This is a genomic window from Actinomyces sp. oral taxon 849 str. F0330, assembly GCF_000239715.1.
GTDB lineage: Bacteria > Actinomycetota > Actinomycetes > Actinomycetales > Actinomycetaceae > Actinomyces > Actinomyces johnsonii.
In genome coordinates, this window is the sequence record NZ_JH470356.1 from 122010 (window position 1) to 129796 (window position 7787).

Annotated in this window: 8 protein-coding genes; 5 read left to right on the forward strand and 3 right to left on the reverse strand. The window is 70.5% G+C overall.

What is annotated here, in order from left to right; all coding sequences use genetic code 11:
* Window positions 1-365, forward strand: a 365-nt coding sequence (locus tag HMPREF0975_RS16830) for an FCD domain-containing protein (protein WP_009234349.1), incomplete at its 5' end; no start/stop codon positions are given.
* A gap of 10 nt (window positions 366-375) precedes the next feature.
* Here HMPREF0975_RS16830 and HMPREF0975_RS11485 read toward each other — a convergent pair.
* The gene (locus HMPREF0975_RS11485) at window positions 376-1317 is read right to left on the reverse strand and encodes an EamA family transporter (RefSeq protein WP_009234350.1); all 942 of its coding nucleotides are present in this window, start codon (window positions 1315-1317) and stop codon (window positions 376-378) included.
* 104 nt (window positions 1318-1421) lie between these two features.
* Complete coding sequence (uppS, locus tag HMPREF0975_RS11490; RefSeq protein ID WP_009234351.1) at window positions 1422-2237, reverse strand: polyprenyl diphosphate synthase; 816 nt, start codon at window positions 2235-2237, stop codon at window positions 1422-1424.
* A gap of 366 nt (window positions 2238-2603) precedes the next feature.
* Here uppS and trhA point away from each other — a divergent pair, with 366 nt between their 5' ends.
* The 4 genes from trhA to HMPREF0975_RS11510 all read left to right on the forward strand — a co-directional run bounded on the left by trhA (window position 2604) and on the right by HMPREF0975_RS11510 (window position 5961).
* Window positions 2604-3320, forward strand: coding sequence for a PAQR family membrane homeostasis protein TrhA (gene trhA, locus HMPREF0975_RS11495; protein ID WP_009234352.1), 717 nt, complete (start codon window positions 2604-2606; stop codon window positions 3318-3320).
* Between the two features lie 324 nt (window positions 3321-3644).
* Window positions 3645-4130 carry a GreA/GreB family elongation factor gene (locus tag HMPREF0975_RS11500; RefSeq protein ID WP_009234353.1) on the forward strand — a complete coding sequence of 162 codons (486 nt, stop codon included), beginning with the start codon at window positions 3645-3647 and terminating at the stop codon, window positions 4128-4130.
* 155 nt (window positions 4131-4285) lie between these two features.
* A complete protein-coding gene (gene msrA / locus HMPREF0975_RS11505; protein WP_009234354.1) occupies window positions 4286-5002 on the forward strand; it encodes a peptide-methionine (S)-S-oxide reductase MsrA in 717 nt (238 codons plus the stop codon).
* A gap of 251 nt (window positions 5003-5253) precedes the next feature.
* A complete protein-coding gene (locus HMPREF0975_RS11510) occupies window positions 5254-5961 on the forward strand; it encodes a hypothetical protein (protein WP_009234355.1) in 708 nt (235 codons plus the stop codon).
* 97 nt (window positions 5962-6058) lie between these two features.
* Here HMPREF0975_RS11510 and HMPREF0975_RS11515 read toward each other — a convergent pair.
* Window positions 6059-7787 (reverse strand): ABC-ATPase domain-containing protein (locus HMPREF0975_RS11515; protein WP_009234356.1); only part of this gene is annotated, 1729 nt, incomplete at its 5' end.

Sequence of the window (7787 nt, forward strand, 5' to 3'; positions counted from 1 at the left end):
CCACCGAGGAGCAGCGCTCGGGGCTGTTGGCGCTGGCGGCCGCGATCCGAGCCAAGGGCGCCACCGGGAACGTCGCCTCCTATCTCGACGACGACATCGCCTTCCACAGCCTCGTCCTGGAAGCCAGCCACAACGACGCCTTCAAGGCGCTGACCGGCATCGTCGCGGAGGTGCTCTCCGGGAGAGCCAGGCTCACCGGCCGGGTACAGGTGCCCCAGCCTGAGGCGCTCGAGCTCCACGAGCGAGTCGCCGGCGCGATCGCTGCTGGCGACGCCGCGACGGCGGAGTCCTCCATGCGAGACCTCGTCGCCGAGGTGCGCGGCGCCCTGCTCGAGCGCGGTCTGCGCGGCTTCCTCGAGGCTTGACGCCCCTTCCTCAGTGACTCGCAGGACGCGGCGCGCGGCCGTCCACACTGGCCAGGGCAACGGCCACCGAGACCAGCACGAGCCCGGTGACCTCCCAGCCGCTGGGCAGCTGGCCCAGCACCACCACTCCCACCAGCATCGAGGTCGCCGGCATGAGCGAGGACAGGAGCGCGAAGGTATCCGTCCCGAGCCGTTTGAGCACCACTTGATCGAGTCCGTAGGGCACCGCGGTCGACAGCAGCCCGACTCCCAGCGCCATCGCCGTCGACCTTACTGACGCCAGGGCGCCGGCAGCCGTGCCGACGGCGAAGGGAGCGTAGACCAGCGCACCGAACACCATGCCCACAGCGAGTGAGTCGATCCCGGTCCCGGCCGAGGCCACACGTCGCCCCAGAAGGATGTAGCCCGCCCAGGCCGCACCGGCCGCCAGCGCGAGCACGACCCCCGTCCTCTGATCCGGCTCGCCCACGTCGACGCCGAGCCCGGAGATGGACACGACTCCGAGTAGTGCCAGCACCGCGGAGCAGCGCGGCCGCCACCCGCGCCCCGTGAAGGCGGCGACAGCGACCGGCCCGAGGAACTCCAAGGAGACGACCGTCCCCAGCGGAAGCAGTGAGATCGCCGCGTAGAAGATGACGTTCATGGTGGCCGTGGCCGTCCCGAAGGCGGCGGCCAGCGCCAGCGCCTTGGGTGTCCAGCTCCGGCGCCAAGGACATCGGAGCGCCATGAGCACGGTGGCGCCCACCACCAGGCGCCACCAGGCCACCGTCGTTGAGGGCATGAGCGAGAACAGGGAGACGGCCAGGCCCGCACCGAGGTACTGGGAGAAGGCTGAGACGACGAAGACCAGCGGTGCCGGAACCCTTCCCACCACCGCGCTACCCGCACTACCCGCGCCACTCGCACCTGCGCTGTTGTTCAGGCCGCGGGGCGGGCGGGAATCACCGTTCATCACTCCCGTATTGTCGCCCGTCCTCCTGCGGCTCCTTCACGCGTCACCCCTCCACGGTTCCAGCGCGGCGCGCCGGCGCGCCGGGCGCAGCAAGGCCCGCCCGGCTACCTGCCCAGGCGGCGCTCCCGGCAGGCGAAGTCGCGCAGCGCCCGCAGGAAGTCCACGCGCCGGAAGGCCGGCCAGTTAACCTCACAGAAGTAGTACTCGGAGTGCACCGACTGCCACAGCAGGAACCCGGAGAGCCGCTGCTCGCCCGAGGTGCGGATGACCAGGTCGGGGTCGGGCTGACCCTTGGTGTAGAGGTGATCGGTGATGTCCTCCTCGCTGAGCGAAGCGGCGACCTCCTCCAGGCTCACCCCGGCGGCGGCCCGCTCGCGCAGCAGCTCGCGCACGGCGTCGGCGATCTCCTGGCGGCCCCCGTAGCCGACGGCGATGTTCACCTGCATGCGCCGATCCTGAGCGGTGGCCTCGCCCGCCTTCCCGTCCGACTCAGGGGCATCGGCGGCCGGTAGCCGGGACCTGGCGACGGCCGCGCGCAGGCGCTCGGCCAGCGGCTCGGGCAGGAGGTCGACGGCACCCACGAGCCGCAGGCTCCAGCGGCCGGTCTCGGCGAGCTCGTCGACGGCGTGGGCGATGATATCGAGCAGGGGCGAGAGCTCTGCCGGGTCCCGGGAGAGGTTGTCTGTGCTCAGCAGCCACAGGGTGACGACCCGGACCCCCATCTGCTCCGCCCACCCGAGGAACTCCTCGATCTTGTCCGCGCCGCGCTTGTGCCCCTGGGCTGCCCCGAACCCCATGGACTTGGCCCAGCGCCGGTTGCCGTCGAGGATGACACCCACGTGGCGGGGCACCGTGGCCGGGTCGATGCGCGCAGCCAGCCGGCGCTCGTAGATGTCGTAGAGGAAGTTGTCGCCTGCCATGCCGTTTCCTCGGGGTTCCTCGGTGGGGTTGTAGGGACGGGGACCCGACGGCGCGGGGCCACCGCCAACGGTATCGCGCGTCATCCCTCCCGCGCTGGGTCAGACGGCTAACAGCCGGGTCAAATCCGGCCGTCAGGTTCACTCAGGGTTAACAGGCCACAACAGGGGCGTATCAGGATCGTTCGACCGTGCCGGCCCACACAGCAGCGGCCGAGGAGCCGGCTGGAGAGGGGCGTCGTGCCACCCGCATCACATCGCCCTTCAGATAGCTACCACCACAACCTACGCTCGCGTAACCTACGGAGTCGTAAGGTCCAGAACTGACCGCACCCTCAGCCCGAGCCACCCAGAAGGACGCCCACGCCCATGTCTTCGACATCGTCACCGACGCCGCCGACACCGGCTCCGCGCCGCACTGCGTCCACGTCCGCCAGGGATGTCATCGCCGCCGTCAAGCCGAAGCTGCGCGGCTGGATCCACGCCGGCACGGCGCCGCTGGCCCTGGCGGCCTGCATCGTGCTGACCGTCCTGGCGCCAGGGACGGGCCTGAAGTGGGCCTGCGCCATCTACCTGACCTGCTCACTGCTGCTGTTCGCCAACTCCGGCGTCTACCACATCGGCACCGGCTACTGGTCCGCGAAAGTGGCGGCCACTCTGCGGCGGATCGACCACGCGAACATCTACCTGCTCATCGCCGGCACCTACACGCCCCTGTCGGTGGCGCTACTGCCGACGCGCACGGCCGCCCTGGTCCTGGGCATCGTGTGGGCCGGCGCCGCGATCGGCACGGCCACGAACCTGCTGTGGATGAGTGCGCCACGCTGGTTCACCACCGCGCTCTACATCATCCTGGGCTGGGTGGCGATCTGGTTCCTGCCACAGTTCTGGCGAACCGGCGGCCCGGCGATCGTGTGGCTATTGGTGGCCGGGGGCGTGACCTACACGCTGGGCGCCGTCGTCTACGCCCGCAAGACCCCCGACCCCTCGCCGCGCTGGTTCGGCTTTCACGAGATCTTCCACGTGTGCACCGTGGCCGCATGGGCCTGCCAGTGCGTGGCCTGCTTCCTGGCAATCCTGCGGTAGGCGGACCGAGGCTGCGGCGCACGGTGAGAACACCATCGCACGCCACCGCGACGTCAATCGGCCCATCTCCCCACCGCCTTTCCTGAAAGCGGCGGCCGACCCCGATCGGGCAGGTCAGCGGACGTTCGGCCCGGCACTGCGGCGCGCACGAACGCCTGACACCCCAGCAGCTTCCGCCAAGCATTCAGCGTTCTTTCAGACTCCGGCGTAGACTCGCGCTTCAAACCCGGTTGGCCCTGCGAGGAGCCGCCGGGTGTCGTCGTCGCAAGGTGGCTCCGCCCAACCGCCGCCGAGCGACCAGCACCAGTCATCCAAGGAGGACCCATGTCCGAGCAGTCACAGGGCACCTGGCTCACGCAAGAGGCCTACGACCGCCTGTCCGCCGAGCTCGAGCACCGCAAGACGACCGAGCGCAAGGAGATCGCCCAGCGCGTGGAGACGGCCCGCCAGGAGGGTGACCTGAGGGAGAACGCCGGCTACCACGCGGCCCGCGAGGAGGCAGGGCTCAACGAGGCACGCATCATCCAGCTCGAGGAGACGCTGGAGAACGCCCAGATCGGCGAGGCGGCCGACGACGGCTCGGTCTCGGCCGGAACGATCGTCACCGCGAAGGTGGCCGGCAAGGAGCAGATCTTCGCCCTGGGCGGGCAGGAGATCACCGCGGACGTGCCCGACGGCGTCAAGGTCTTCTCCCCCGACGCCCCACTGGGCCAGGCCCTCATGGGGCATCGCGCGGGCGACACCGTCTCCTACGAGGCCCCCACCGGCCGGGAGATCAAGGCCGAGATCGTCAAGGTCGAGCGGGTCTGACTCTGTCTCCACCGAGCCGGGCATTTTTCCCGCAGCCCCACCGAAATTCTGTTGGGCACCGCGAGAAATGCCCGGCTCGATGTCTCGTCCCTCCTCTTCCTCGCGGTCAGTGAAGCGCGGGCGGGAATAGAGGCAGGGCGCAGTACCGTGTTCTCATGTTCAACGCCCTTCGTCACTCGCTCAGCGGATCGGCGCCGACCGGCCGCGAGACGCCGGTTCTGCCCGCCCCCGGAGACCACCCAGTGCTGGGGACGCCCCTGGACGGACCGTGGCCTGAGGGCAGTCGGGTCATCTATCTGGCGGGCGGCTGCTTCTGGGGCGTGGAGCGGATCCTGTGGCGCCAGGACGGCGTCGTCTCGACGTCGGTCGGCTACATGGGCGGCCAGACGCCCAACCCCACATACCAGGAGGTGTGCACCGGGGTGACCGGTCATGCCGAGACGGTGCGCGTCGTCTACGACCCGGCCGTGTGCGGCGAGGGCGGGGAGACCCTGCTGCGGGCCTTCTGGGAGAACCACGACTCCACGCACCTGAACCGTCACGGCAACGACATCGGCACCCAGTACCGCTCGGCGGTGTGGACGACGACGCCCGCCCAGCGCGACGCGGCCTTGCGGATCCGCGAGGCCTTCCAGGGCGAGCTGACCCGCCTGGGCCTGGGCACCTGCGTGACCACCATCGAGGACGCCGCCGACGCGCCGACTCAGTTCGGCGGCCCCTACTACCTGGCTGAGGACTACCACCAGGCCTACCTGCACAAGAACCCGAACGGCTACTGCAACCACGGCCCCAACGGGGTGACCTGCCCGGTTGGCATCACGGACCTGCCCGCCCAGACCGACATCCTGGCCCCCGAAGACGCCCCGGCCTGAGGTGACCGCCTGACAGTGGTCTAGACGCCGTCCACCACTCGCCGCGCCCCACCGACAACGGCATTCATCGCCTTTCAACCGCCACCGTTGCACCCCCACTCATCCGTTCCAGCTTTTGAACCATAAACCACCAGGGTTTTCACACGTTGCCTTGAGACACTCGCCACCGGTCGCGAACCCGCACTCTTCAGCCTTGAGTAGCCGCGACCGCCTGACTATTTCCCTGCGCACCCACAGGAGGCTCAACCCCGATGAGCACTCATCAGACCAGTACGTCGTCGCCGGACCAGATGGAGCCTGAGATCCACTGGGCCGAGGACGCGGACTTCCAGTGGCGCGCCGCAACCGAGCTGCTCATCGCCCTGGGAGTCCCGCGCTCCACCGCCCGCCTCACCCAAGATCTGCGCACCTCCATCGCCCGCCTGGAGCAGATCGACGCGCGCCTGCCGCGTGACGGCGAGCCCCTGCCCGAGGCCGACCGGCTCACCCGCAACAACGCCGTCGACGACGTCGCCCGGGCCATCCTGCCGCTGGCGCACGCCACGCTGGAGCGGATCCGGGCCGAGGAGCTGCGCACCGAAGTCGTCGGCGTGGACTACGCCGCCGTGTGCGCTGCCGTCGCGCAGCTCGAAGCCACTTACCGCGCCGGATGGTGGCGCTCGGCCGAGCGGGAGGGCGCCGACTTCTTCCTGCGCGAGGTCGAGGCCCTCGACCGCCTCAATGTCCCCCCGGTGCGGGCCAACTGGCGCGACGCCGGCAAAATCGTCGGCATCCTGCGCAAGATGCCCAACTCCACGCTGCGGCGCATGGCCCCGACGACCAACCCCATGGCACTGCGCTTCATGGTGCTATTCGCCCTCCAGTCCGGTTATCGCGACGGCCTGTTCGACAACACCATCTCGATCCCGCGTCTCATCCACACCAAGACCAGCGAGTACCGGACCAGCTCAGCCGCCTAGCGCGCAAGCCATACGTTTACTCACCAACAAGAACTTCAGAAACGACCCGGAGCCGCGTCGTTTCTGAAGTTTTTGTCGAAGTACGGGAGGCCGGCCGTCAGTCCTCGTCCGTCCGACCGGCCAGTTCTAGCCTGCGGTAGCGACTGACGGCCGCGCCGACGTCGACCATGCGGGGGCGCACGAGGAAGGCGGGGCGCTCGCGCTCGTCGGTCAGGGCGTCCAGGCCCTCGTCGTCGAGCAGGGCCTCGAGATCGTCCAGGCACTCGCGCAGCGGGGAGACCCCGTCGAAGCGCTGCTCCAGCAGGGCGCGCAGGGCGTAGGCGATGGCCTCGGCCTGCCCGGGGTCGGTGACGCCGCCGACGTCGGAGATGTCGATGTCCTCCCGGTCCAGGATGAGGGTGGAGGTGCCCTGGGCGCGAGTGCGCACCGGTCCCCGGCGGGTGCGCGGCGGGGCGGGTTCGGGGACGCGCTGCCTAGGCGCGGCGAAGTCCTCCAGCTCGGTGAGGGGCCGGGGCTGGTCGGCCACGACCCGGCGGGCCTGCTCGGTGACGTCGCGCAGGTGGTAGGCGTCCATGAGCAGGACCCGGTCGGCCACATCCAGGTAGTCCCCGGAGCCGCCCATGACCATGACCGTGGAGACGCCCCGCCGGTGGAACAGCGCGGTGATGCGGTCCACCAGGGGCGTGATGGGCTCACGTTCGGCGGCCACCAGCTCGCGCATGCGCGAGTCGCGGATGAGCAGGTTCGTGGCGGAGGTGTCCTCGTCGAGCAGCAGTGCGGTGGAGCCGGCCTCGACGGCCTCGATGATGGAGGCGGCCTGGGAGGTGGATCCCGAGGCGTTGCGGGTGGTGAAGGAGGCGGTGTCGCGCCCGGCCGGCAGGTGGGAGATGAAGGGGGTCAGGTCCACGCCGGTCACGGCGCGCCCGTCGGCGGCCCGCACCTTGACGGCGTCGGGAACCGTGGCCACGAGCTCGCGCCCGTCCCCGGGCACGTGCGGGTAGACGCCGCGCTCGATGGCGCTCAGCAGCGTGGACTTGCCGTGGTAGCCGCCTCCGACGATGACGCTCACACCGGCCTCGACGACGGTACCGCGCACGCTCCCGGCGTGGGGCAGCTCGACCGTGGCGGCCATGGAGTCGGGGGCCTGGAGGGGGACGCCGCCGTCCAGGGGCTCATCGCTCACGCCGGAGCGGCGCGGCAACACGGCGCCATCTGCGAGGAAGGACACCCAGCCGTTGCGGGCCACCGCCGCCCTCAGAGCCCGGTGGTCCTCGAGGATGGCGACGTGGCGCACGAGCCGGTCGCCCCGCTCGCCGGTGAGGTCCGTGGCCTCCTCCAGCTCGCGCACCAGGTCGCGCCCCACGATCCGGGAGGCCTCGCGGCCCTGGATGGAGCGTCCCTGGGCGGGCAGGGCCAGACGGGCGCGGATCTCCAGGACCCAGCCGGCCCCTTCCTTCTGCTCGTCAGGGCGCAGGATGACGCTGGAGCGCTCAAGGATCTCCTGCCCAGGGGAGGCGATCGACAGAGCCGTTCCGCGGAAGCCCGCGTGCAGCTCGCGGGTGAGGAAGTCGCCCACGGCCAGGCGCCGGTCGACGTCGGCCAGCAGGTCGGCCTCGTCGAGCAGGGCCAGGCCGTGCAGGTCAGTGGGCACGTCCATGTGGATGCGCGTGGGCGGGGCGTAGGGGTCGGCCTGGACGCGGTCGATGTACAGGAACCAGCCGGCGGGGGCCCGGTAGCGCCCGACGATCGCCTTGTAGGCGGCGTAGGAGCGCCCGTCGAGGGCATGGAGGTGGCCCACGAGGTCGGACAGGAGGCCGTCGCGGGGC

Coding starts and splice junctions, on each gene's coding strand:
- HMPREF0975_RS11485 (WP_009234350.1), bottom strand. CDS start 1,317: ATGAACGGTGATTCCCGCCCGCCCCGCGGCCTGAACAACAGCGCAGGT.
- uppS (WP_009234351.1), bottom strand. CDS start 2,237: ATGGCAGGCGACAACTTCCTCTACGACATCTACGAGCGCCGGCTGGCT.
- trhA (WP_009234352.1), top strand. CDS start 2,604: ATGTCTTCGACATCGTCACCGACGCCGCCGACACCGGCTCCGCGCCGC.
- HMPREF0975_RS11500 (WP_009234353.1), top strand. CDS start 3,645: ATGTCCGAGCAGTCACAGGGCACCTGGCTCACGCAAGAGGCCTACGAC.
- msrA (WP_009234354.1), top strand. CDS start 4,286: ATGTTCAACGCCCTTCGTCACTCGCTCAGCGGATCGGCGCCGACCGGC.
- HMPREF0975_RS11510 (WP_009234355.1), top strand. CDS start 5,254: ATGAGCACTCATCAGACCAGTACGTCGTCGCCGGACCAGATGGAGCCT.